The organism is Nostoc sp. ChiQUE02 (genome assembly GCF_034531305.2).
GTDB lineage: Bacteria > Cyanobacteriota > Cyanobacteriia > Cyanobacteriales > Nostocaceae > Nostoc.
In genome coordinates this window covers 123,055-147,186 of sequence record NZ_JAVRBN020000016.1, presented here as the reverse complement: position 1 = coordinate 147,186, position 24,132 = coordinate 123,055, and the positions used below count along the sequence as shown (strand labels likewise).

The following is a 24,132-nucleotide window of genomic DNA, read 5'->3' as shown; positions in this document are numbered from 1 at the left end:
CTTCAGCCTAATCGTAATTATAACTTCCTGAGTATTGATAAAAATCACTGTTGAAATTTAGTTTGATATATTTGACCTGATTGTTGACAAAGATGATCGAGAAATTGCTTTTGTAAACTGAGAAAATAGCCGCCAAAAGCTTTGTGGAGCATAAGTATAAGTAACGGTATCGCCATTGCTTTGTTTAGTAATATAACGACCAAAATAGCGCTCGATTGTTTTAGGCATTTGATTGAAAACATAGCGTCCCGCCACAGCAGAAGGGCTATAAATACTGTTAACAAGCAAAAATCCTATAATTGACCCAATATAAGTTTGGCAGAGATGATGGGATTTCATAGCGATCCCCGCCACTTAAAAGCAAGGGAGTTCATAATCATGTTAGTGGGAGTTTAGCAGAAAAAGGTTTCGTCCCACCGCAATTTTATTGAGGAAAATCATTAACAATGTTACTGCATTTAAGTACTTGGCAAGAAGTCGAAGCTTATTTACAGCAGTCAAAGGGGATTATTTTCCCTATTGGTTCCACAGAACAACACGGGCCAACGGGGTTAATTGGCACTGATGCCATTTGTGCAGAAGCGATCGCAGCTGGTGTAGGTGATGCAACTCAAGCGATCGTTGGCCCTACAATCAATGTGGGGATGGCATTGCACCATACTGCCTTTCCTGGCTCAATCAGTCTACGTCCTAGTACTTTAATTCAAGTAGTGCGAGATTATGTAACTTGTTTAGCCAAAGCTGGTTTTAGCAAGTTCTACTTTATTAACGGACATGGTGGTAATATCGCCACCCTCAAAGCTGCTTTCTCAGAAACTTACGCGCATTTAGAAGATTTGCAGATTAGTAATGCTCAACATGTGCAATGTCAAGTGGCAAACTGGTTTATGTGCGGTTCTGTATATAAGCTAGCTAAAGAATTATATGGGGATCAAGAAGGTTCTCATGCAACGCCAAGTGAAGTCGCCCTCACCCAGTACGTTTATCCAGATGCGATTAAGCAAGCATATCTTTCACCAGAAGTTGCAAGCGGACATCGAATTTATAGCGCTGCTGACTTTCGAGTGCGTTATCCAGATGGACGTATGGGATCAAATCCGGCTTTAGCAACGCCTGAACATGGTAAGCAATTTTATGACTTGGCGGTGAAAGAACTTAGCAGTGGGTATTTGGAATTTGTGAACGCTGAATAAAAGTCATGGAAAGAGATTGTGGAGATGCGAGTAAAATTGCGTCTCTGCACAAAATATCTTGAGAACAGTTATACTCAATCCTCCTTTTGCTGAAATTGGCTCAATAACCAAGTTCCCACTTCAGATTGATTTCACGGCTACGGCGTAAGGCTTCCTCTAAAATAGCGATCGCCAAACCAGGCAATACCTGTGATTCCTGGATACATTTACTACCCTGATCTGCGATCGCATAAGCTATTATTTGGGCATTTTGGACATCTACTACCCAGTATTCGGCAATACCCAACTCTTCATGCTCATACTCCTCCCAAGAAGTGTAAATCCATGTATCTGTCGGTAGCTGGGTTTGTAAATCACTCATTGTCTAACCCTCCCGCCAAAAGAAAAACTTTTATTTCTCGGCAAAGTCAAAATTCGCTTGGGTTTCTTGAATTCCACAATAGTATATGACGTGAATATATGCCGTGTTGGGATAATTCTATTGAATTGACTCCATACATTCTCAGCTTTTACTGATTAGAACACCAAAATTGAGCCTCTGAACTCGGAAGTTGAACCTTTTTGCTCGACCGTTGAGCCTCTGAACTCGGAAGTTGAACCTTTTTGCTCGAACGTTGAGCCTCTGAACTCGGAAGTTGAACCTTTTTGCTCGAACGTTGAGCCTCTGAACTCGGAAGTTGCACCTTTTTGCTCGAACGTTGAGCCTCTGAACTCGGAAGTTGCACCTTTTTGCTCGAACGTTGAGCCTTTGAACTCGGAAGTTGCACCTTTTTACTCGAACGTTGAGCTTCTGAACTCGGAAGTTGCACCTTTTTGCTCGAACGTTGAGCTTCTGAACTCGGAAGTTGCACCTTTTTGCTCGAACGTTGAGCCTCTGAACTCGGAAGTTGCACCTTTTTGCTCGAATGTTGAGCCTTTGAACTCCAAAAATTAAGCTCAGAACTTGGAATATCGTGCTTTTAACTCCAACATCCAATTTCTGAGCTTCAACGTTATACCTTTGAGGTGCAATTACAGACTTATTTCCTATAACATTGGTTCTTTATACTCGGCCTTTGCAGGTTTACGAGCAAATCGTTTTCTCATTTCCACAACCACGGCATCTAAACCCGTCCCTTGTCCGCTGGCTTTGGCATAGTTATACACTTGCAACGCGGCTGCATAAGCTTCACTGCCGACTGCCAAAGAAGTATCATCGACGAGTTCTTGCAATTGTGTCAACGATAACAACACCGGATATAACGCTTCATATAATTGCACGTCTTTCCGCATTTCATCCAAATCAAATGAACGTGGTAAAAACTCTGGATTCTGCGCCGCCACCTCTAATGCAATGCTTACAAACGCCCGACTCTTATCTCCCATCTTGGGTAAAGTCTTGCGATCGTCGGAACTCAAATCAACCAAAAATGGTAGCTTTTCTTTAATGGTGGTAATAGCTTGCAACACAGCATCTCTGTCTGTTTGTGCCAATGTTGCACTAATTGAGGTCGTAGACATAGAAATCACTCTCCAGTAAGTTTCTTTAATATAGAGTGCCCAGATATACAACCAAAATTTCCATTCACAGAACAAAGCTGGTCATTGAAGAGACAAGGAGATAAGGGGACAAGGGGATGAAATTTCACCTTGTCTCCCTCTCCCCTTGTCTTATAAAGGTCAATACAGTTTAGATAAGCCCAAAACCCTGATGTAGAGACGCGATTTATCGCGTCTTTAAAGACCAGCCATCTACACCAATAACTCTTAACCCAAGCGTATTATAAAGGTCATCGCAACAAGGACTGATTGGGCTTTAATTGGGTCTCAAAACGGCTGTAAACAACTTGGGTTGGATACCAAGAAGAAAACCAGTACAAATCTTGAATAACTTTGCCAGAACTACTCCTATCTACTAACTGAAAGTGAACCAAACCTAAATTATTCAATCCAACTACTTCTCGCCCCTCCTGAAACCAACGAAATTTCCAAAACATCAGAGGTTGTAACCATTTCCATTTAGCATTTTCGGCTCGTTTCCAGGGAGCTATCAACGATAATATATCTGCTGTGCAGTCATAAGTCTGAACACTGTTTCGAGGTATCCACTCCAGCACACAATGCCAGTCAGAGTCAATTAGCATCTGGCGATTATGGTGTAATTGTCTCGCGGAAATTTCTACCATATTAGGTGGATCGATCCACCCTATCCAATGTCGCACTTTTTCTGGTAGCAGCCAATCTTTCAATCGTGTATGAATAAGCCGCGTCAAAATCTCTTCATTCTTCAATGCACTAGCGGTTAACTGCACCAAGACAGACTGTAATTTGGAATGGGTGCGTGCATAAGACAAGTGAGCAACAGAACTATAGTGGATATCCCCGGATAGAATAACGACTTGTTGACGTTCCTCAAACAAGGTGGTTAAGAATTTCGCCAATGCTTCAACATTAATATTCCAAGCATCTCCAACATCCGTTGAAAAAACTTTCTCCTGTTGTAAGTGCCAATGGTGAATCCAATCAATCACTTGTAATCCAAATACATTTGTGGGTGCAATGACAAATGTATTTTGAATCTGAGTTTGTTCATCTATTTGTTGTAAAGGTAAAACTAGTTGTTGCTCAAAGGCTTTTGGACACAGCAGCATCGGCGGCGCAATTGGTTTTTGATCGGCTGGATAACCCCGCCAAGTCCGCGTATCAAGCACAATTACTTCATGGCAATCGCTCCGGACTATGTAGTTCCAAGTCAGTGCTTCAGGATGTCGATCCAGGATGAATACTGAACCGTCTCGAACTAAAATAGGTAAGTCTGTGTGGGGATCGTTGGCTGGCATACCTACATAGCGAGCGATCGCCTCATCAACCTTTGCGTCCCTCCCTTGGGAATCTGACCAAGCTTGTGCAGCCACCAACAGCTTTTCACCAGGTTTACCTGGTGCAAATTGCTCAGGCGTATTGCCCCACCCTTGAAACACCGTGTAAGCTAACAATGCATTTTGCACTACTCGTCGCCCTAAGGGACGCCCCAGCACTCGCAAACACCAAGCTTGGTTCAAATTCCAGTCATCACTAACATCATGGTCATCAAAGATGGTGTACATAGGAATATTGGCAAGGGCGCGACGCACTTTCCAAAGCGTATAAATGAATTGGCGCAAATGCCGGACTTCTCGGTTCCACTTCTTGATAGCATGGCGATCGCGCATTACTTGGTGTCCTTTGGGGAATGCGATCGGCCAGCACACTGGTGACCAAGCTAGTAAATAAGCAGCGTAATACTCACCGAGGCTGAAAAGATGACTGGCAACTTTCTCAGCTTTATTATGTAATCCTGCGGTCAAGCCAGCTTGATTTGTCGCAACATCAGCCCGCTCTCCAGGGGGTAGTTGCTGGGGAGTGCAGTACACTCCATTCATAGGAAGTTGTTCTTCCCAACCCAAAAGTGCATCACCAAGAGTACTGGCAACCCACAGGTATGGTTCTGCTACATCGTCGCCGTAAATTTGATCTCCAGTGAGAAACAACTGGTGAGGGCGGTGTTGGGGTTGATTCGCTGACGCCTCAATCAAACAGTCAAGAATTGGCAGTGCATCAAATCCATGACCATGAGGTTTACGGCAGGAAGCATGGACAATTTGCAAATCTTGAAGACGGTTTGGCGGTAGAACAAAGGTTGGTTTTTGATGAGCAAAGTAGCTGATGCTGACATTAGGAAAAGAGTTTGAGTATAATCCTTGTTGCAGAGTGTGCGGGGTTTGGTCAGCAACAGTTAACTGGAGGTCGTATGCATAGATGCGTTGGCGTAGACCGCCGCAGGCATCGCTACTTAGGCGATGTCCAACCGTAGACCGAGCCGTTATGGCAACGACATGAAGATACTTACCCAGAGCAACGGTAGAACCTTCCCCCTCCAATAAGCAATTTCCTAGTGCTTCACCATCATTTGTTGTGTCATAAACCTTGAGTTCTACCTGACAAGACTGTTTGAGTGCCACCCATACCGTCACAGACTCTGGTTCAGTATGTTTGAGGATTGGCCCCGCTAAAATCAGTGGCAGTTCTTGTAAAAACTCGTCCCCAACTTGATACTTCATTGCAAACAGTTGACAAAGTAGTGGTGTTTTAGATGTGTTACTTTGCTCCCCTAAATTGGTAGCCTAAACTCATCTCATCACCAATCATGCATCAATTCTCATCTGTTTAACATCAGTTCATAGCGCAAATTGATTGCAGCCTAAAAGTTCAGGGAAGCGCAAGACACCATTAGTGTGCGGCCGAAGTTACCCGATGTCGAAAGTCTGAATTTTTTTGTTTCTTCCGTGGTTTACTCATGGCTATTCTCAACAAAAAAGTGTTGAGTTTTACCCACTTGATAAATTTCTATTTTTTTAACTTGACACCAATGGCGAGACACCCACCCCATAATAAGTTAGAGCCAAAAGCCTTAAAATTTGTAGGTTTGAACACCATCTTTCAAGTGCCGAACACCAACTTCCGAGTTCCAATCTCAAAAAATGGGGATCTGTGCTTGAGTAATGACCAATACTACCTCAAAGCCAGTTATGAGAGCGCTAACTGTACATCAGAGGGCTATATCCCGCTTGCTAGAGTGTAAGTCGTTCACGTAAAATATAGTGCCATTGTTGCGGCAGTTCTCATGACCTCATCTGCGTCGTTTGACACATTAGAGTCTTTACAGGCGGATATCGCTGAATTGATCGCTCGTTTACCGACATTAAAAAATCGGCAACTTATTCAGCAAGCACTTGCTACTATTATTCGTTTAGCTGATAGTGAAATTGAGCGTCTCGATTGGAAAATATTATCGGCTGCGTTAGCAGATATGGAGCGCGGTTTCCAGCTTTTTTATGATTACCGACATGTTCGCAAAGTCACTATCTTTGGTTCTGCTCGCCTAGCGCCAGATACGCCAGAGTACCAAATGGCGCTTGAATTTGGTCGCGCTGTTTCTCAATTAGGATTTATGGTGATGACCGGCGGTGGCGGTGGGATCATGCAGGCGGGTCACGAAGGTGCTGGGCGAGAAAATTCCTTTGGATTAAACATTCAGTTACCTTTTGAACAAGAAGCAAACCCCTTTATAGAGGGCGATCCCAAGCTAATTCACTTCAAATATTTCTTTACCCGCAAGCTGTTTCTCCTCAAGGAAAGTGATGCTGTAGCCTTGTTCCCGGGAGGCTTTGGCACTCAAGATGAAGCTTTTGAATGTATGACATTAAGCCAAACTGGTAAATTTGGCCCAGTACCTTTAGTTTTAATTGATCGCCCTGGTGGCGATTACTGGCGGTCTTGGAGCGAATACATTGATAAGCAACTAGTACAAAATGGTCTTGTCAGTCCTGAAGACCCCAGCCTTTACACGGTGACAGACAATCTGGATGTGGCTTGCGACGCCATCACCCGTTTTTACCAGGTTTATCACTCCTGTCGATATGTAGGAGATCAGTTAGTCATCCGCCTGAAGACAGATATATCAGACGCTCTTGTAGAGCAACTCAATGCTGATTTTAGCGACATTATTATTCAAGGACGGATTGAAAAAAGTCAGGCATTCCCTCAAGAAGCACAAGATGAAACTGTTGGACTACCTCGTCTCATTTTGTACTTCAATCAACGCGATTTGGGGCGCTTGTATCAGATGATTGCCACAATTAACCAGATGGGTACTCCTTCACCAGAGGATGCAGCACATCCAGAAAGAAAGTAGGTATTAAGAAAGGGAAGGGAAGGGGGATAATTTTAAATCACTTTCCTTTTCCTTGCTTCAAGGTTATGGAATTGCGTAGGCGTAGCCCGCACTTCGACTCCCTTCCCTATGGGACGCTACGCGTAGCTTGCTTCCACGAAGTGGTACGACTACGCTACCTCGGCTTTGCTCGGCACAAGTCAGGGCAAGTCGCTCAGTGACCATCGTAGACATCGCTAGTTCCTGAATCAGGCTAACGGGGTAACATTTCCACAGATAAAAAGTCTGTATTAGGTATACCTAAACACCAAGAAAATCCCACTTCAAGATGATATTATGTCTGCTTTATCTTTGGGATTTGATCGATTCATATCTTGCTATACATTTTTCTCATAACTAATTGAGATCATTGCCTCAGCTAAAGATTTTTAATTTTCATGTGGGTATCTCCATGAGCAATGGGCATTTTGACATTGTCAAATGAGCCACAAAACAATATTATTCATCCTACTTCCAGATGAGAAAAACACCAGCTATTATGGCTCAATACTGATTATCGTAAAAAAGCTTGTATATTAGCACAGTAAACAACGTATCAGATCCTAACAGAGGAATAAAACATGCTGGAATTATTGGGTTCAGGTTTGGTGTCGCTCTGGCTGGAAATGGCCGGGGTACAAATCAAACCTCTAGATGCCTTAGACGCTTTGACCTGGCAAAGTAGCCCTGGCTTGGTTCTTGCCCCTGATCCCAATCCAGCTGGGGCGACTACGGTGCAGGCATATCTCAAAGGGTTAATAACATCAAAAGTTGTAGGGCAAAATCTGGCTGAGAGTCAGGGAATTTGGATGCAGTCTGGGCCGATGTTGATGGCTAATCACCAAGGCACAACACCTCTGCCGGCTGCCTCTTTAACCAAAATTGCCACTTCATTAGTTGCTTTGAAAACTTGGGGGCCAGATTACCAATTTGATACTTTGGTGAGTGTCACTGGCCCAGTGGTGAAGGGAGTTGTGCAGGGCGATTTGGTGATTACTGGCGGTGGCGATCCTTTGTTTGTTTGGGAAGAAGCGATCGCTCTTGGTAATACTCTCAATAAAATGGGCATCAAGCAGGTAAAGGGAAATTTGATCGTTACTGGCAGTTTTGCCATGAATTTCCAACGTCAGCCGATGCTGGCAGGTCTGATGCTCAAGCAAACACTAAATCGCGCAACTTGGGGCCGCCCCGCTATTTATACACACTCAATCATGCCCAAGGGAACACCTAAGCCTCAAGTCCTGATTGCGGGTGCGGTGAAAGTTGCGGCGCAACCAAATCCTCAACAAATTTTGTTACTGCGTCATCGCTCCTTGCCCTTGAAGCAACTAATCAAGGAGATGAACGTTTACAGTAACAACGATATGGCAGAGATGCTGGCAGACTCAGTGGGAGGAGCAACTGTAGTCCAATCAACTGCTGCTCACCTTGCTAGGGTGCCACAAGTAGAAATTCAGTTAATAAATGGTTCTGGACTGGGCCCCGAAAATCGCATTTCCCCCAGAGCTGTCTGCGCCATGTTGATGGCTATTCAAGGTGAGGCATCTGCTCATCAATTGAATCTGGCTGACTTGTTCCCCATGTCTGGATTTGATCACCGCGGGACACTACATGCCAGACACATTCCCCTTGCTACTGTGATCAAAACTGGCACTCTCCGCGATGTGAGCGCTTTAGCGGGAGTGATGCCAACACGCGATCGCGGTTTGGTTTGGTTTGCTATTATCAACCGTGGAACAAATGTCTGGGGTTTCCGGACTGGACAAGACCAGCTATTGCAACGTGTTGTACAACAATTACAACTACCTCCAACTGTTCCTGCTGCCCTCACTCCCCACTCAGTTATCAACTCTTTACCACTGCTAGGCGCAACTAGTCGCAATGAAATTTTATTCAAAAGTTAGTTCATCGTCTAAAGTTATCATCTGACAAGGTTTTGAACCAAAAATGCTTGTGGGTATCCTCTGGCCGCTTAGGGATTTCCAGAAATTAAATTATCCAATTTTTAGAGCGATGATGATGATCAGATTCTTCCTCCCCTGCTTCCTCTGCTTCCCCCGGTTACTGAGCAACTTGCCCTGACTTGTGCCGAGCAAAGCCGAGGTAGCGTAGTCGTACCCCTCCGGGGAAGCAAGCTACGCGTAGCGTCCCGTAGGGAAGGGAGTCGAAGTATGCTCCCCCTGCTTACACAGCGATGGGACATTTTTTTAGTTGGAAGTCCCTTATTATGGGTGTCACTGCCTTGAAAGGTTTAGTCTTATTAGCAATCCAAAAGTTTTTTTGATGGGTAAAAACCGAACTTGTAAAGGGTGAATGTCCATAATAGCTTTTGGGTTAAATTTTCCATTAAGTTGATTACAGGTAGTTCGCAAAATGCCATAACCCCACTAGTGGGAACGGCAGGCGAAACCTGAAGTAAAAAGCCAACGTCAATTTTGTAAAAATAACTGTAAATAGATTTGTCACGACTAAGCAACAATTAAGCTTATAAATTAGGTTGTGATTATGCGTTTTCTCAAATTACCCCGGTCTTTACGTCAACTCAGTACTCATGTGTTAGCGATCGCGCTAGGAATTTTGCTAACAGTTAGCACATTGCAGGTGTTGCCCTCCCAAGCCGAACCAGCACCCACAGTAACTGCTGGAGATACTTCAAACCTAATTGCCCAACGGCAATCACCAGCCACTGCTGCGATCGGTAGCACTAGCTTTGTCACAGCAGCAGTGAATCGTGTGGGAACAGCAGTTGTCCGAATTGATACTGAGCGCACAATTACTCGTCGCACTGATCCATTTATGGAAGACCCCTTTTTCCGGCGGTTTTTTGGTGATGGCTTCCCTCAACAGATGCCTTCTGAGCAGTTACGCGGTTTAGGCTCAGGTTTCATTATTGACAAGAGCGGTTTAGTTATGACCAATGCTCATGTGGTCGATAAAGCTGATAAAGTAACAGTCCGACTCAAAGATGGTCGCACCTTTGAAGGGAAAGTTCAAGGTATTGATGAAGTCACAGATTTGGCAGTAGTCAAGATTAATGCTGGTAACGATCTACCAGTAGCGCCCTTGGGTTCTTCCACTAATGTACAGGTAGGAGACTGGGCGATCGCAGTTGGTAATCCTTTGGGATTTGATAACACCGTTACCTTGGGAATTGTCAGTACTCTCAAACGTTCTAGCGCCCAAGTCGGCATTAGTGACAAACGCTTGGACTTCATTCAAACCGACGCTGCCATTAACCCTGGTAACTCTGGGGGACCACTATTGAATGGTCAAGGTGAAGTGATTGGCATTAACACAGCCATTCGTCCTGACGCGATGGGTATTGGGTTTGCGATTCCTATTGATAAAGCTAAAGCGATCGCCGCGCAACTGCAACGTGATGGCAAAGTTGCTCATCCCTATTTGGGCGTACAAATGCTAACTTTGACACCCGATCTTGCCAAGCAAAATAACACTGATCCCAACTCTCCTATTCAGATACCAGAAATTAATGGTGTTTTTGTCATGCGAGTTGTCCCCAATTCTCCTGCTGCATCTGCGGGTATCCGGCGCGGGGATGTAATTCTTCAAGTTGATGGTAAAGCTATTACCAGTGCTGAACAATTGCAGAACGTTGTGGAAGACAGTCGTCTTGGTCAAGTATTACAGGTGAAAGTGCAACGAGGTAATCAGACACAGCAGCTTTCAGTCCGCACGGCCGAGTTGCAAAATGCTACGTAGTGGGGCATATCTGTTACTGGTGTCAACTTAAGCGTGGAATATAGTAGGGGCGCACAGCTAGCTGTGCGCCCCTACTTTGTCTGCAAAGGAGATCAGGTACTATAACCTCATAAATGTAAAAACTGGATAACTTTTGTGGTGTTTTACTCCCCCTGCTACCCTTTAGCTATGCTCTGGCAAGGAGTCTAAATCACTTACCAACAGCTAATACTAGACCTTCATGGGCTAGTATTGCTTGAGGAAAGGCAGATTTAATATCGACTTGAACCTGGTCAAGAAAATCATCATGGTCATCTGGGTGATGATGAGAAATGGCTAGCCGTTTGACGCCAGCATTCAGAGCCGCATTCACCGCAGCTTGCCAGAGTAAATCAGCAGAATCATGGTTGTGAGAGGTAGGCGGAGTGTAAGTAGCATTGGCGATCAGCAAGTCAACGCCTTTAATAAACTCTAAAATCCGCTCTCGCTCTATTTGATCGGCATTCTGGTGCAAATCCGTGATGTAGGCAACACTATACTCTTGCCAAGTAACTCGGTAGCCAACTGACCGCTGAGTTTGATTGATTAATGCAGTTGTAATCGTGACATCATCTAGCTTCACGTCACTGTCTGGAGTCAGATTGTAAAACTGTAATTCCGACTGCATTACCTGTAAAGGGTAAGGAAAGTGGGGCTGGAGCATCTGGTCGTACAGACATTGTTTGATTGAGGCTCCATTTGAGGCAGCTGTGCCGTAAATGTGAAAACAATTTTCCCCAATAAATGCTGGAGCAAAAAAGGGAAACCCTTGAATCCGATTTGATTGACAGTTGGTAAAAAATAAATGGGCTTCTAGTGGCTGTTGCAGTTCTTGCCAAGTTTTACCCAGTATGCGTAAGCCAGTACCGCCATCAAAAATCAAGCGTTTCCCAGCTATATGCATTTCTACACAAGCGGTATTACCACCATAACGACTGGTATTGCTACTTGGAGTGGGAATCAAACCTCTTACACCCCAAAATTGCACGAGAAATTCACCTGCTGGGCTACTTGGCAGGGTAGATGACTTTTCAGGTATGTAGCTCTGGGAACCCGACAACTCAAAATTTGACATTTTCCTTGAAATTAGACCTTACTGAGCAGGTCATCGTAGCGCCGCACTTCCAACAGCCTGTTTTTTTCGTCCACAATGACTACCGTAGGAGAGTAACTTTTTAACTCTTCTGGAGTGAACTGCCCGTAAGTCATTATAATCAAGCGATCGCCAATAATGCCTAGACGTGCCGCACCCCCATTTAGCTCAATTACTCCTGAATGGGCTGGAGCTGGGATCGCATAAGTAATAAAGCGCTGACCGTTGGCATTATTAACTACTTGCACCTGCTCATAGGGTAAGATACCAGCTTTTTCCAAAAGGATTTCATCAATGCTGATACTACCCACGTAGTTGATATTAGCCCCCGTGAGGGTGCAGTTATGAATTTTTGCCAAAAGGAGAGTGCGCTGCATTTTGGTTTGGGGTTGGTGGCAGTTTTTACAATCCGTAACAAGCGAAAGTTATGAGTAGAGACGCGATTAATCGCGTCTCTACAGGAGTTAGGAGTTAGGAATAAAAATTCATAACTCTTAACTCATAAATCGTAACTCTTCTATTATCCTCTATAAGCTTTGACGGATTTTTCTACTAAAGCTGCAACCTTATCCACATCTTGCCAACCGAGAATTTCAGTTACCTTTTTTTCCAAATTTTTATAACTACGGAAAAATTCGGCAATTTCATCTAAGCGGTGTGGAGCTACGTCTTTCAGTGATTTTACTTGAGTGTAGCGCGGATCTTTATCAGGAACACAAAGGATTTTCTCATCGCGATCGCCACCGTCAATCATCTCCAAGAAGCCAATCGGTCGCGCGGCAATAATACAACCTGGAAAGGTTGGCTCATCAATTATGACCATACCATCTAGCGGATCGCCATCATCAGCCAAAGTATTGGGTACAAAGCCGTAGTCATAAGGATATTGTACCGAGGAATAAAGTACTCGGTCTAGAGCAAAAGCTTCTAGTTCCTTGTCATATTCGTATTTATTTTTACTTCCGCCAGTAATTTCAATCAAAACGTTGATTAGACCAGGTTTCGGTTGGGCAGGAATACGAGATAAATCCACAAAAAACTCCTCTGATAACAGTGAATCATGGGGGCACTCAGTCAGCTTCGCTCCCCGTGTAGAATTTTAGGGCAATATGGATCTCTTCCCAAGGTATTCATCCCAAGGTATTCATTAGGTCTCTTACAAAAATATTTTCTGGTATTATAAGCTACTTGCTTGCTACTTCAACTTCAAGATATAAGTGTGCACGAAAAGTTTCTAGGCGCTTTCTTCAAACGATATGTTGGTGTTAAACGTCAGACTTTCCAGCGGATGATTTTGATCGTACAGCATCATACTCCACTGAAGCTCAAATCAGGTCGTCCGAACGAATTGGGAGTAGAGGACTTAATCGATTTTTGATGACAATTGAGTTCGCGATCGCCCCGTGGCCAATTATCTAAAATGTTTAACAATCAATTATTCCATTTTGCAATAAATTTCCATATACCTTACATACCTTAAATTAGTAGTTTTGAGAAAGTTAATTACTCCTCTATAGTCTAACCAAGTATCCAGTTGAAAATTTTTTGTGTCATTCAAAACATAATTAAATAATGCCTTATTTTCTATTTCAAATAAATGCGAAACGCTATTAATTGTTTCTTCGCGAAATTCTGGCAGATTAGCCTCCAAACTAATTAAATTTATTCGATAAGACAATCCTTTTACTGCCTCTAATTCATATCCTTCGACATCAATTTTTATGTATCTCGGAATTCCAAACTGCTGAATTAGAAAATCAAGGGTAGTAGTGGGTACTTCATAAGTTTGTAGACCAAGAGAAAATGGAGTTAACTTTCTATCCTTTTAGGTTTCTAGGAATGATTTCCACTTGGTACTGAAAGTAGTTAGGGCAGAATCTTGCTCTGATATATAAATCTTTTCTACTTAAAACCCTGATTATTGCGTTGCCAATTACTAAATTCCGTTACTAAACCTAAGGTAGTAAGGATAATGAACTTAAGGATTTAATTTCCAGTGTAAACTTTTTGAGAGACTTGCTAAAATTATACGACATTGAATCGCATAAGAAAAATTTTTGATCGCCTAGCTAAAAAGCCTGCTCTATAAAGGATTGAGATGGGTAATGCGGCGCAAGAATCTTGCGCGGTATTGGCTAGTTCTACCTTTAATTGTGCCAATACGGTTTGGTTAAGCGTCAAACCAGGTAAACTTAGCCTTATACCCGGAGCATACTGAGTAAAAATTACAACTCCAATAATTCTCACTGCTCTCGCCTGTAGTTGAATCAGGTACACTACTCAAAGCTTTAAAAACAGCGATTCCATCAGAAGCTATTGAACAAGCGATGCCTACGGTGGTCAGTGAACTTTGTCGTACCACTTGCCTACGGCACGCTATGCAAACGTGAAAGCAAGAGCAAGTTACGCGCAGCGTCTCGTAGAGAAGTGCGGGCTACGCCTACGCAGACACACATATTGATGAAGAGCGGAAACAAGCTTTTACCATCATCGGAAGCTGGTTTGTCTGATCATTGCCATAAGTTTGTGTTGACATCCTCCCCGCCGTAAACGGTCGGGGATTCCTTAAAACAAGCTCAATTGAACTGGTTTAAAGGTGGGTCAAAAGCTTTAATCGACATCTTGTGAAATTAATTATGCATTACCTGAAATTCTTGTAGAGACGCGAAACTCGCGTCTCTACAAGAATTTCACTCCTATATCTAATTAAGGACAGTCCTGAAAAATCTAGTGGATGGGTTTTGTTAGCTATGTTATCTTTCTATGGCGATCGCACCTACAGAATTTGGACTGTAGCTCTTCTGCTGGTAAAATGCTACTGGAAAGCTTTATCAATCTTGACTTCCTTTGAGGTTTTGGATTAGGGGTTGCTGGTTATTTTGAACATTAGTTGAAGAATAGTGGGCGATGACAAACACGGGTAGGGTGAGAGTCAACAGAGCGATCGCAGTTCCCACAATGTCTGCCAAACGTTGGGAATATGTATCGGCATTGGCAGACTGGCTATTTGAATTCATACAAAATTGACGTTTTTCGTAACACTGTGTAGGTCTACTCTCTCATTGAGAGTCTTGATGCTATTTTAGCTATTTTTAAACTGTAAAATGTGTAGCATTCTACAAACTAAACCAGTTTTAAAATTGTCATAATAGCATTTTTATACATGGAATTCTTAATCCAAAGTTACAAACAAACAAATCAAGTTTTATTTTGTGATTAATATTTTCAGAAGTTTGCCTGTATTTTGTAACGGTTCGCATACGCAAAGCCAACTTTAACAGCATCATAAGTTACATTTTTTTCGCTGCTTAAATATTAATTAGCAAAATGTATTTGTCCGATACTTCATGATTATAACATCCTACAACGCCTTTGATAAGGTCATTTTACTGAAATTACTAATTTGTGATACAGAACACAAAACCGCAAAACCACTGCTAGAGATTCAGTACTTTTGATTGTTATACAGTAGTTATACACAAAAATATTTAACACTAGAGAAGAATTGGGTAGGAATGATTTTTGTAACCAATCATAGCTACGGAATAAATACAGATACATCAACTGTATTGTGCAGCATGGATTCAGTGATCTCACTAAATAAATATTTTAGAATTTAAATTTTTCAATCCATGCAATATCACAGTGATTTTGTCAATCTATATATAGGTAGAGTAAAAATGCTTTGGAAGGTGGCATGGACGAGTAGCGGGTTATCACCAGACTTTGCTGATATTTGAACAAAATACCCAATCTCAATTTCCAGATCCTAAATCTGTATAACTTTTTGATAAATCAAAACCTAATACGAGAAATTGCATAAAAATTAATCAGCTAAAAAAACCGCCACTAAAATATCATAGGGCGGTCTGGTTAAGCAATCGGAGGGTAATTAGAGATTACTCTCTTAACAAATCAAATTGCTGTAACGAAGTTTGCACTTGTAAATTCGGGATTGGGCATTGAAAAGAGGCAGAGGGGCGGGGTGTGGGGCAGAGGAGAGGAATTTACCCCTGCTCCCTGCTTCTTCCCCAGCGATGCACTGAGTTTCGACTGCGCTCAACTACCGCTTGTCGTACCACTTACCTACGGCACGCTACGCGAACGTGGAAGCAAGCTACGTGGAGCGTCTCCAAGAGTTGTGTCCTTACTCCCTTCCGTAAACACTCATTGGTTCCTTGATAAATCGGGTGTAAAGATGCTTAAACGTAGACTTAATTACGCGGGGCATACCAAAATCGATGGGCATTAATTTGTCTGGTAGCCGCCAATCTTCTATTTTTAATAAGTCAGGATTTAAATGCGGAAACACTATGGCAGTAAGTTCTGGACAAACTCCTAGCCTTTGGGAAGCTGCAACTGTGGGCACTTGTTCAGGAGGAACATTGAGGATTTCTACCATTGCCCGATCTAAGGCAAATATATCTGATGCAGCTGCTAAAATGCCCAGGTGGCGAGGTTCACCATTGCTGGGGCCATTTCCTTCATGACCGATGATGCCATCTAAAATGGTTAAGTTAGGTTTAATTGCCCTGGCAGTTTCTACTAACATTTCACCAAATCTGTTCGCATCTTTTCCGGCTTCCATGTGCCACCAAGCTTTCATTTTACCGGGGACGCAACCAAACAAGTTTTTGACGCCCAGTGTTAATGTCAACTGGGCATGTGATTTCACTTTCGGTAGGTTAATTACTACGTCTGCTTCCATTGCTTCTTTAGACAACCGCAGATGGTTAAAATTGTCACTAATAGTTTGGTAACGCTGACCGTGAAAATCGATGACGGGAAGATTGAGTTCTTCTAAAATAGGCAGATAGCCATTTGCCACTGCTACGCCCTTAGCACTGCCAAAAGCAGGACTATCGCCCAAAAATGGCTTACCGCCAACCTCAATTACCATCTGGGCAACTTCGTAAACTAGTTCGGCACGAGTGATACACTCTTTACCAGGACGCGTTCCTGTAAGTAGATTTGGTTTGAGTAAAACGCGATCGCCTTTTTTTACAAACGCTGCCATTCCTCCAAAAGGTTCCAGGAGAATGACTAAAGATTCCCGTAAGGCCTCTCGTTCGTAGGATGTAGCCCGAATGAGACTAACAGATGGTTTTTGAGTCTGCATGGATAGATAGGAGATAGGGGACTGGAGACTGCTGGGGACAGGAGATTACCTGTAATCTATTATTCTGTTCTGAGCGGTAAGATACCACTCATTTGTTCTAGATTTAAAACTGTAGCTAAGTCTGTTTCACTCATTAATCCTCGTTCTAAAACAATTTGCCGCAGGGATTTGCCAGTTTCTAAAGATTCTTTGGCGACAGCTGCGGCATTTAAATAACCGATGTGGGTATTTAGTGCAGTTACTAAAGCTAAACTGCCTTCGGCATACCCTAAACAACGTTCCCGGTTAGCAGTAATTCCCTGAATGCAGCGTTCGGTGAGTGCAGCGATGGTATTGCCCAGAATTTCGATACTGTGAATCAAGTTATAAGCAATCAGCGGCATCATCACATTTAATTCTAATTGTCCGGCTTGTGCGGCTAAAGCGATCGCACTGTCGTAACCCATCACCTGAAAACACACCATTGATGTCATCTCTGCCATGACTGGGTTATATTTCCCTGGCATAATCGAGGAACCTGGTTGCACTGGGGGGAGTTGAATTTCTTTCAAACCAGTTTTTGGCCCCGAATCCATCAGCCGTAAATCGTGAGATATTTTGACTAAATCCTGCGCTAAGTTGCGTAAAGCACCGGAAACATTCACAAATGGTGCCATACTCTGCATGGCTGCCATGAGATGGGGCGCAGGTTCTAAAGGAGTATCAATCAATTCTGAGAGAACTTCTACCACACGGGCGCGATAAAGAGGATGAGTATTTAAACCCGTTCCGGCTGCACTACCTCCCAAACCCAGCACCATCAAATCACCAGAGGCGGTGTAAATCCGGTTTTGATGTTCTGTGAGGATTTGTGCCCAAGCCCGAAAATTCTCACCCAAACGCACAGGTACAGCGTCTTGTAAGTGGGTTCTGCCAGATTTGACGATATCTTGAAATTCTACAGCTTTATTTTCTAAAGACGCGATCGCACCATCTATTGCTGGGTGTAATGTCTTGGATAATGCCAATAAACCACCAATACGAATTGCCGTAGGAATCACATCATTGGTAGACTGCCCATAATTAACGTGGTCATTGGGACTAACACGTTTATAATTGCCCTTTTCTTCACCAAGTATTTCTAAGGCGCGATTTGCTAAAACTTCGTTGACATTCATGTGGTGGGATGTTCCAGCACCCGCCTGATAAACATCCACGACAAATTGATCGCGGAACTTCCCAGCCAGGATTTCATCAGTTGCTTGCACAATCGCCTGACTAATATCTTGGGGAATGCAATTTAGTTCACCATTCACAATTGCTGTAGCTTTTTTAATGATTAGTCCGGCATCTACGTAAGTAGCTAAAGGCTTGATGCCGCTAATAGGGAAGTTTTCTATTGCCCGTAGCGTTTGAATGCCGTAATAAACACTACTAGCAATTTGGCGATCGCCCATCGAATCGCGTTCGATGCGGAATTGGGAGTCTGTGTGTTCAGTCATAGTATTGTTTTAGGAGAGCTACAGAAAACAGATTTTCCCACGCAGGTACACTCACGTACACTAATCTGCATATATTTTGCATATTTGCTTGCCTGCTTATTGCTTTACACTTGTTAATTTTGAATTTTCGATGACCCTACCCAACTGGATTACCTTCTCTCGCCTTCTAGGTGTACCATTTCTGCTTTATGGCTTGTACAATCCCACAGCACAAGCTAGATGGATATGTTTGGCGATTTTTATCATTGCGGCATTAACTGATTGGTTAGATGGCTATTTGGCGCGGAAACTCAACCAAATCAGTGACTTGGGTAAGTTTCTTGATCCTTTAGTGGATAAATTTCTGGTACTTGCGCCGTTGATGGTTTTTATTGAACTAGGAAAAGTGCCGGCTTGGGGAGTGTTTTTGATTTTAGCGCGGGAATTAGCGATCGCTGGTTGGCGGGTGAATCAAACGACGATTACCGGGGCGAATATTTGGGGTAAACTCAAAACTGTTAGTCAAATAGTAGCGATCGCACTTCTGATTGCACCCCTACCTGAGGTGTGGCAAACTCCTTCTCTGATCGCCTTTTGGATTTCTGTTGCCTTGACTTTAATATCTGGAGCAATTTACCTAATACCACAAAATCCAACCAGAGAAAATACACCGCTAGGTACAAAGTGAACTCAAAAAAGCTGTATGGAACTGATGTTTTTTTATTTGAAAATCCCTTAATATAGCTTTGCCCAAGTTCGTAGCAAATGGACTCAAACAAACTTTGCGTTCCTCTGCGTTAAACTTAAACCCTCAATTGTCCACCTCACCTTGACACAGCGGCTACTTTATTTCTAGAAATCATAGCTAGGTAATCCGATAACATCAGTTTGGAGAGCAAACAAATCACCTGAGTAGAAACTTTTTTCTATCTCCCCTTGGCTGAGTCCAACTGAAGCAGTAGTTATGTAGAGTGTTTGCAAATTTTCGCCGCCAAAAGTGCAACTAGTTGGCAATTGCACAGGTAAATTTATCCGCAATATCTCTTCACCCTTGGCGTTGAAACGAATCACACACCACCCATCCCACATGGCTGACCAAATATTTCCTTTACTATCTATCGTCAACCCATCTGGGTAGAAAGATTCATGAGTTAAATCAACAAAAATCCGGCGATTAGTAATGCTACCCGTTGCTGAATTAAAGTCGTAAGCATATATTTTTTGCTGAGGAGAATCAGTCAAATAAAACGTTTTTTGATCGGGACTCCACCCCAGACCATTAGAGATAGTCAATCCCGTTTCCATCACATGCAATGAACCGTCACGATCGTAGCGATAAAGGTTAGCCTGGGGTTTTTCTGAAGAACACATTGAACCGATCCAAAAACGGCCTTGAGAGTCACATTTGCCATCGTTGAGACGGTTCTCTGGCAGATTTGCTTCAATCTCCAAAAAGGGGGTAACTTCACCTGTCTGGGTGTTGAGGAATGCCAGGTGATGACGCAGTGCCATAATTAATCTATCTGTACCTGCTGTTGCGATCGCGCCTACTACATCTCCCACATCAAAAAACATGTCTTTCCCCGTGGCAGGATTGAACTGATGTACCCGATGGTTGTAGATGTCAACCCAATAAATTAGGTTTTGGGTAGAGTCCCAGATGGGGCCTTCACCTAAGCGGGCACGGGACTCTAGAATATTGTGGAGTGGATATTGCAACTTTTTCATTTTATCAACCAACAACACATAACGATTCCAATCTGGATGAGTTACCAATTCGTAATTAGTTTCTCTCCAGCTTAGTTTTTTAGCTTGATTACTAGTTAATTTCATTTCGTTTAATTAGTTAATTCATTGTTTTTACTATATAATTTGCGGTATTAATATAAAAGTCTACCTTACTAATTTTATTTTGAAAATCAACAACACAATAAAACATTTATTCCTGTCTAGCTAAAAAATAGAAATTAATGAATTACGTCTTTTATAGGCAATAAAAAAGCGCTTACGGTGGTATCAATTTAGATGAAATATAAGACTCAGATTCCAGACTTTTATCAAAAGCCAGGAATCTTGTTATTAAACAGCTTTTAAAATCTCGTCATCTACAGAAAAATCTACTTCGGCTTTGTCTTTTGCATTAGCCAAATAGTCATTTTCCAAAGAGTCTTGTAACCCAGAAATTAAATCATATTCAGGTTGCCAGTTTAATTCTGTTTGCGCTTTGTTCACCGAAGCAAAGAAATGCTGCACTCGCATCGGAAAAGCTTTGCGCTTGCCGAAATCAAACGTTTTCGGGTCGTAATGGACGATTTTGACAGCATCAGGTGATTTGCCAGCCGCTAGAGCACTAGCACGGGCTAAACCATCAAAAGTGACAAAGCGATCGCCAGAGATATTATAAATCTGTCCTATAGCTTGTTGATTGCCCAAAACCTTAGTCATTGCTACTGCCAAGTCTTTTACATGCCCTAACTGTGTGATATGCAAGCCATTTCCGGGGATAGGAATGGGGCGATCGCGCACAATTCTGTCAAAAAACCAGCCTTCCAACTCATTATAATTACGAGGTCCGTAAATATAAGTAGGACGAATAGAAGTAAAAGGCAATCCCAATTGAGTCAGATAAGCTTCAGTTTCATGTTTACCCTTATGGCGACTTTTGGGATCTACTGGATCGCCTTCTATATGGGGCAATTGGTCAGATTTAAGATACACCCCCGCAGAACTCATATACACAAAATGTTGCACCCGGTCTTTAAAAATCTCTGCTAGTGGTTGAGTATCACTAAGTTCCCGCCCATTATTGTCAAAAATGACATCAAAATTATCACAAGAAAATTTTGCTTTTAATTGGGTAGCAACAGTGCGATCGCCTATAATTTGTCCTACTCCCTGTAAAGAAGGTGCTGGCCGATTCCCACGATTGAACAGTACTACCTCATGTCCTTGTTCCACAAGTAGTTGAGTCAAATAGACACCAATAAACCGAGTACCACCCATAATTAGAATTCGCATAAATTCACCCTTTCTATATCAGTTGTCGTCAAGGGAGTGGGGAGTGGAGAAGAAGCAGGGGAGTAGGGGGCAGGGAGAAAATTCCTCTCCTCTGCACCCTGCCCCTCTGCCTCTTGTGCCCAATCCCCAATCCCTAATGCCCCAATCTGAGGTTATCAGGTTGCAGCATCTATCTGGAACCTCTGAGGGAAAGATTGCGTCCTATGTGCTAATCTGGGCACTTCCCGTTAATCAATCACAAAGGGAAACTTTTTAGTTAACGTCATCAAGTTGCCTAAGTATTTTCCATTTATTCAAGTTAGCTGTGCCCTTGAAATATGCTCTGGTTCATGAGTGGCTGACACCCAAAGCCACCGGTGGTTCAGAACTCGTTGTACGAGAAATTTTGAATCACATTGATGCTGATTTGTATGCTCTCATTGATTTTGAATCTAGCAATAGAGAAAGTTATTTATACAAGCGTCAGATTGGCAAGACGTTTCTCCAGCACTTTCCCTATGCTCGCAACGGGATACAAAAATATTTGCCTTTGTGGCCCTTGGCAATTGAACAACTTGATTTGCGGCATTATGATGTAATTCTGTCTTCATCCCACGCTGTTGCCAAAGGAATCCTTACCACTCCTGAACAGATGCATATTTGCTACTGTCACAGCCCTATGCGTTATGCCTGGGACTTGACTTTTGATTATCTGCGCCACAGCAAACTCGGTAGTGGTTTACCTGGCTGGGTGACGCGATATTTATTACATCGTTTGCGCCAGTGGGATGTATTGAGTGCCAATCGCGTTGATTACTTCATTGCCAACTCGCAGCATACAGCTCGGCGGATTTGGCGTTGCTATCGGCGAGAAGCAACAGTCATTTACCCACCAGTGAATATTGCGGAATTCCCGTTTCTGTCTGAGAAAGAGGACTTTTACCTGACAGTTTCCCGATTAGTGAGTTACAAGCAAATATCGTTGATTGTCAACGCTTTTAATCAACTAAAACGACCATTAGTAGTTATTGGGACAGGAGATGAAATGAAAAAGATTCGCGACATGGCAAACTCCAATATCCAAATACTGGGATGGCAACCCGATAATGTGGTAAAAAAATATATGTCTAGGGCTAAGGCGTTTGTATATGCAGCTTGTGAAGATTTTGGTATTGCCCTAGTGGAGGCACAAGCCTGCGGTACACCAGTAATTGCCTATGGTGCAGGAGGTGCTCTAGAAACAGTGCGAGATATCCGCTCTTGTGTGGATACAGGGACAGGTATATTTTTCAGGACGCAAACAGAGGCGGCTTTGGTGGAGGCAGTAGAAAAGTTTGAAATGTATCAGGGTTCGTTCAGTTCCGAGTATATGCGATCGCACGCCGCACAGTTTTCACCGGAAATCTTTGCAGATCGTTATCTAGATTTTGTAAACAAGTGCAACGAAAAAAGACCATTTTTGGAATGATGGTCTTGGTTAATGTCTGATTTTTTTAGGCTTTTGGCAATTTCCCCCCAGAAGCACCTCATTTTGGCTTTAATATTGGGACTATGTGTGGTGTGGATTATTAAGGAGTATGATGACTGCCCAGAGCTCACTCCTCTCCGGCAAGCGAGGCGTACGGCAAGACACTAGAGCGTCTACGCGTACTTTCTTAAAACGCGGTCAAAAAACAAAGACGCCAAAAGTTAAGCCCAAAGGTTTATCTTTTCAGGGTTTAAACGGAGAGTTTGCCAAACGACTGTTCGATATAGTGTTTTCGCTGTCGGTGTTAATTTTGTTCTTCCCCGTCTACTTAATCTTGACCTTGCTGATTGCCTTCAGCTCAGAAGGTCCAATTTTTTATATCCAGGAACGGGTAGGGAAAAATTACAAAGCGTTTAATTGTATTAAATTCCGAACAATGGTGAGCAATGCGGACGAAATCCTCGTGCAAATGATGGAAACATCGCCCCAGTTGCGACAAGAATTTGAGAGCAGTTTTAAGCTGAAACAAGACCCCCGGATTACCAAAATTGGTCAATTTTTGCGAATTACTAGCTTAGACGAATTTCCCCAGTTCTGGAACGTTTTAAAAGGGGACATGAGTGTAGTCGGTCCTCGACCCTTGGTAGCAGAAGAACTGCCAAAATACGGTTGTCACATTGATGAGATTTTAACAATCCGTCCAGGAATTACTGGTTTGTGGCAGGTGTCTGGGCGTAATGACATTCCCTACCCTCGGCGAGTCCAAATAGACCTGCATTATGTCAAATTTAGGAATTTCTGGCTTGATTTATGGATCATCTTGAAAACTGTTGATGTGGTCATTCTGCCCAAAAATAACGGGGCATACTGAGTAACTAGTTAGGGTGGATTCTGTGGGGCAGTTAATGCCCCTAAGTACCAATTCTTGCCCTAAGACCAAACGATTGTTGATCGTTCTTTATATAGTTATCTATAATTTGTGCTTTTCTAGTTAACTTAGACTTCTGTGAGTGTGTATCTGTGGTTATTTTTGCCCTGATTCAGATTTTTGCCAGAAGTCTATTTTAAAATGCCTATTTTATTAAGTCTTCATAAAACCAGAGATATATAAAGCTTTGACAAAAAAGCAACATATATAAAAATAATCTTCATCTATCTGGTAAAAAAATAAATATACATAATTAGACAATCTTGATCTATCTAAGATTGGACTTACGTGTTAAATTACTTTTTATTAAGTATATTTATTTACGGAAAAAGTCTTATAACAACAATAACTCGTAGGTTTCCCATTAGGCAATTCAGCAATTAGCTGCTAGGTTGTATCAGATTG

Annotated in this window: 21 protein-coding genes and 1 pseudogene; 8 read left to right on the top strand and 14 right to left on the bottom strand. The window is 42.7% G+C overall.

Features of this window, described 5'->3' with window-relative positions; translation table 11 throughout:
• Positions 1–57: 57 nt before the first annotated feature.
• Positions 58–339, bottom strand: a complete 282-nt coding sequence (locus tag RM347_RS18300) for a hypothetical protein (RefSeq protein ID WP_322720553.1) — start codon at positions 337–339, stop codon at positions 58–60.
• Positions 340–446: 107 nt separating this feature from the next.
• Between RM347_RS18300 and RM347_RS18295 the strand changes: the two genes are divergently transcribed.
• Positions 447–1,193, top strand: a complete 747-nt coding sequence (locus RM347_RS18295; RefSeq protein WP_322720554.1) for a creatininase family protein — start codon at positions 447–449, stop codon at positions 1,191–1,193.
• A 100-nt stretch (positions 1,194–1,293) separates the two neighbouring features.
• On the opposite strand, the gene RM347_RS18290 is transcribed toward RM347_RS18295, so the two are convergent.
• From RM347_RS18290 to RM347_RS18280, 3 genes are all read right to left on the bottom strand, one after another.
• Positions 1,294–1,554, bottom strand: coding sequence for a Uma2 family endonuclease (locus RM347_RS18290; RefSeq protein WP_322720555.1), 261 nt, complete (start codon positions 1,552–1,554; stop codon positions 1,294–1,296).
• A 665-nt stretch (positions 1,555–2,219) separates the two neighbouring features.
• Positions 2,220–2,693, bottom strand: coding sequence for a hypothetical protein (locus tag RM347_RS18285; protein WP_322720556.1), 474 nt, complete (start codon positions 2,691–2,693; stop codon positions 2,220–2,222).
• A gap of 269 nt (positions 2,694–2,962) precedes the next feature.
• Positions 2,963–5,272, bottom strand: coding sequence for a PhoD-like phosphatase (locus RM347_RS18280; RefSeq protein WP_322720557.1), 2,310 nt, complete (start codon positions 5,270–5,272; stop codon positions 2,963–2,965).
• 563 nt (positions 5,273–5,835) lie between these two features.
• On the opposite strand from RM347_RS18280, the gene RM347_RS18275 reads away from it, so the two are divergent.
• Positions 5,836–6,906, top strand: coding sequence for an LOG family protein (locus RM347_RS18275; RefSeq protein ID WP_322720558.1), 1,071 nt, complete (start codon positions 5,836–5,838; stop codon positions 6,904–6,906).
• Positions 6,907–6,969: 63 nt separating this feature from the next.
• On the opposite strand, the gene RM347_RS18270 is transcribed toward RM347_RS18275, so the two are convergent.
• Entirely contained in the window at positions 6,970–7,119 is a 150-nt protein-coding gene (locus RM347_RS18270; RefSeq protein WP_322720559.1) for a hypothetical protein, read from the bottom strand.
• Positions 7,120–7,505: 386 nt separating this feature from the next.
• Here RM347_RS18270 and RM347_RS18265 point away from each other — a divergent pair, with 386 nt between their 5' ends.
• Both RM347_RS18265 and RM347_RS18260 read left to right on the top strand, forming a co-directional pair.
• Positions 7,506–8,828: a D-alanyl-D-alanine carboxypeptidase gene (locus tag RM347_RS18265; protein ID WP_322720560.1), complete on the top strand. Its 1,323-nt coding sequence runs from the start codon at positions 7,506–7,508 to the stop codon at positions 8,826–8,828.
• Positions 8,829–9,429: 601 nt separating this feature from the next.
• Positions 9,430–10,644 carry an HhoA/HhoB/HtrA family serine endopeptidase gene (locus RM347_RS18260; protein WP_322720561.1) on the top strand — a complete coding sequence of 405 codons (1,215 nt, stop codon included), beginning with the start codon at positions 9,430–9,432 and terminating at the stop codon, positions 10,642–10,644.
• Between the two features lie 190 nt (positions 10,645–10,834).
• Here the strand turns inward: RM347_RS18260 and RM347_RS18255 are convergent, their stop codons facing one another.
• The 3 genes from RM347_RS18255 to RM347_RS18245 form a co-directional block, all read right to left on the bottom strand.
• The gene (locus RM347_RS18255; protein WP_322720562.1) at positions 10,835–11,737 is read right to left on the bottom strand and encodes an MBL fold metallo-hydrolase; all 903 of its coding nucleotides are present in this window, start codon (positions 11,735–11,737) and stop codon (positions 10,835–10,837) included.
• Between the two features lie 11 nt (positions 11,738–11,748).
• On the bottom strand, positions 11,749–12,132 hold the full coding sequence (panD, locus tag RM347_RS18250; protein WP_322720563.1) for an aspartate 1-decarboxylase: 384 nt from the start codon (positions 12,130–12,132) through the stop codon (positions 11,749–11,751).
• Between the two features lie 143 nt (positions 12,133–12,275).
• Positions 12,276–12,788, bottom strand: coding sequence for an inorganic diphosphatase (locus RM347_RS18245; RefSeq protein WP_094349222.1), 513 nt, complete (start codon positions 12,786–12,788; stop codon positions 12,276–12,278).
• Positions 12,789–12,974: 186 nt separating this feature from the next.
• On the opposite strand from RM347_RS18245, the gene RM347_RS18240 reads away from it, so the two are divergent.
• Positions 12,975–13,133 carry a hypothetical protein gene (locus RM347_RS18240; protein ID WP_322720564.1) on the top strand — a complete coding sequence of 53 codons (159 nt, stop codon included), beginning with the start codon at positions 12,975–12,977 and terminating at the stop codon, positions 13,131–13,133.
• A 57-nt stretch (positions 13,134–13,190) separates the two neighbouring features.
• Here the strand turns inward: RM347_RS18240 and RM347_RS18235 are convergent.
• The 4 genes and pseudogenes from RM347_RS18235 to RM347_RS18220 all read right to left on the bottom strand — a co-directional run.
• Positions 13,191–13,532: pseudogene (locus RM347_RS18235) on the bottom strand (FkbM family methyltransferase); the annotation flags it as partial.
• Between the two features lie 1,054 nt (positions 13,533–14,586).
• Positions 14,587–14,772: a hypothetical protein gene (locus RM347_RS18230; protein WP_322720565.1), complete on the bottom strand. Its 186-nt coding sequence runs from the start codon at positions 14,770–14,772 to the stop codon at positions 14,587–14,589.
• A gap of 1,130 nt (positions 14,773–15,902) precedes the next feature.
• Positions 15,903–16,874, bottom strand: a complete 972-nt coding sequence (locus RM347_RS18225; protein ID WP_322720566.1) for a DUF362 domain-containing protein — start codon at positions 16,872–16,874, stop codon at positions 15,903–15,905.
• Positions 16,875–16,933: 59 nt separating this feature from the next.
• Entirely contained in the window at positions 16,934–18,355 is a 1,422-nt protein-coding gene (locus RM347_RS18220; protein ID WP_322720567.1) for an aspartate ammonia-lyase, read from the bottom strand.
• Between the two features lie 130 nt (positions 18,356–18,485).
• Between RM347_RS18220 and pgsA the strand changes: the two genes are divergently transcribed.
• Positions 18,486–19,022 (top strand): CDP-diacylglycerol--glycerol-3-phosphate 3-phosphatidyltransferase, encoded by a 537-nt coding sequence (gene pgsA, locus RM347_RS18215; RefSeq protein WP_322720568.1) that lies wholly within the window; start codon positions 18,486–18,488, stop codon positions 19,020–19,022.
• Between the two features lie 164 nt (positions 19,023–19,186).
• Here the strand turns inward: pgsA and RM347_RS18210 are convergent, their stop codons facing one another.
• Positions 19,187–20,062: an SMP-30/gluconolactonase/LRE family protein gene (locus RM347_RS18210; protein ID WP_322720660.1), complete on the bottom strand. Its 876-nt coding sequence runs from the start codon at positions 20,060–20,062 to the stop codon at positions 19,187–19,189.
• Positions 20,063–20,413: 351 nt separating this feature from the next.
• Positions 20,414–21,352, bottom strand: a complete 939-nt coding sequence (locus tag RM347_RS18205; RefSeq protein ID WP_322720569.1) for an NAD-dependent epimerase/dehydratase family protein — start codon at positions 21,350–21,352, stop codon at positions 20,414–20,416.
• Positions 21,353–21,656: 304 nt separating this feature from the next.
• On the opposite strand from RM347_RS18205, the gene RM347_RS18200 reads away from it, so the two are divergent.
• Positions 21,657–22,799: a glycosyltransferase gene (locus RM347_RS18200; RefSeq protein ID WP_322720570.1), complete on the top strand. Its 1,143-nt coding sequence runs from the start codon at positions 21,657–21,659 to the stop codon at positions 22,797–22,799.
• Between the two features lie 112 nt (positions 22,800–22,911).
• Complete coding sequence (locus tag RM347_RS18195; RefSeq protein WP_322720661.1) at positions 22,912–23,670, top strand: sugar transferase; 759 nt, start codon at positions 22,912–22,914, stop codon at positions 23,668–23,670.
• Positions 23,671–24,132 lie beyond the last annotated feature (462 nt).

Bases quoted from the DNA above. Each gene is read 5' to 3' on its own strand.
- RM347_RS18300 (WP_322720553.1), bottom strand. From the start codon at position 339: ATGAAATCCCATCATCTCTGCCAAACTTATATTGGGTCAATTATAGGA.
- RM347_RS18295 (WP_322720554.1), top strand. From the start codon at position 447: ATGTTACTGCATTTAAGTACTTGGCAAGAAGTCGAAGCTTATTTACAG.
- RM347_RS18290 (WP_322720555.1), bottom strand. From the start codon at position 1,554: ATGAGTGATTTACAAACCCAGCTACCGACAGATACATGGATTTACACT.
- RM347_RS18285 (WP_322720556.1), bottom strand. From the start codon at position 2,693: ATGTCTACGACCTCAATTAGTGCAACATTGGCACAAACAGACAGAGAT.
- RM347_RS18280 (WP_322720557.1), bottom strand. From the start codon at position 5,272: ATGAAGTATCAAGTTGGGGACGAGTTTTTACAAGAACTGCCACTGATT.
- RM347_RS18275 (WP_322720558.1), top strand. From the start codon at position 5,836: ATGACCTCATCTGCGTCGTTTGACACATTAGAGTCTTTACAGGCGGAT.
- RM347_RS18270 (WP_322720559.1), bottom strand. From the start codon at position 7,119: ATGTCTACGATGGTCACTGAGCGACTTGCCCTGACTTGTGCCGAGCAA.
- RM347_RS18265 (WP_322720560.1), top strand. From the start codon at position 7,506: ATGCTGGAATTATTGGGTTCAGGTTTGGTGTCGCTCTGGCTGGAAATG.
- RM347_RS18260 (WP_322720561.1), top strand. From the start codon at position 9,430: ATGCGTTTTCTCAAATTACCCCGGTCTTTACGTCAACTCAGTACTCAT.
- RM347_RS18255 (WP_322720562.1), bottom strand. From the start codon at position 11,737: ATGTCAAATTTTGAGTTGTCGGGTTCCCAGAGCTACATACCTGAAAAG.
- panD (WP_322720563.1), bottom strand. From the start codon at position 12,132: ATGCAGCGCACTCTCCTTTTGGCAAAAATTCATAACTGCACCCTCACG.
- RM347_RS18230 (WP_322720565.1), bottom strand. From the start codon at position 14,772: ATGAATTCAAATAGCCAGTCTGCCAATGCCGATACATATTCCCAACGT.
- RM347_RS18225 (WP_322720566.1), bottom strand. From the start codon at position 16,874: ATGCAGACTCAAAAACCATCTGTTAGTCTCATTCGGGCTACATCCTAC.
- RM347_RS18220 (WP_322720567.1), bottom strand. From the start codon at position 18,355: ATGACTGAACACACAGACTCCCAATTCCGCATCGAACGCGATTCGATG.
- pgsA (WP_322720568.1), top strand. From the start codon at position 18,486: ATGACCCTACCCAACTGGATTACCTTCTCTCGCCTTCTAGGTGTACCA.
- RM347_RS18210 (WP_322720660.1), bottom strand. From the start codon at position 20,062: ATGAAAAAGTTGCAATATCCACTCCACAATATTCTAGAGTCCCGTGCC.
- RM347_RS18205 (WP_322720569.1), bottom strand. From the start codon at position 21,352: ATGCGAATTCTAATTATGGGTGGTACTCGGTTTATTGGTGTCTATTTG.
- RM347_RS18195 (WP_322720661.1), top strand. From the start codon at position 22,912: ATGACTGCCCAGAGCTCACTCCTCTCCGGCAAGCGAGGCGTACGGCAA.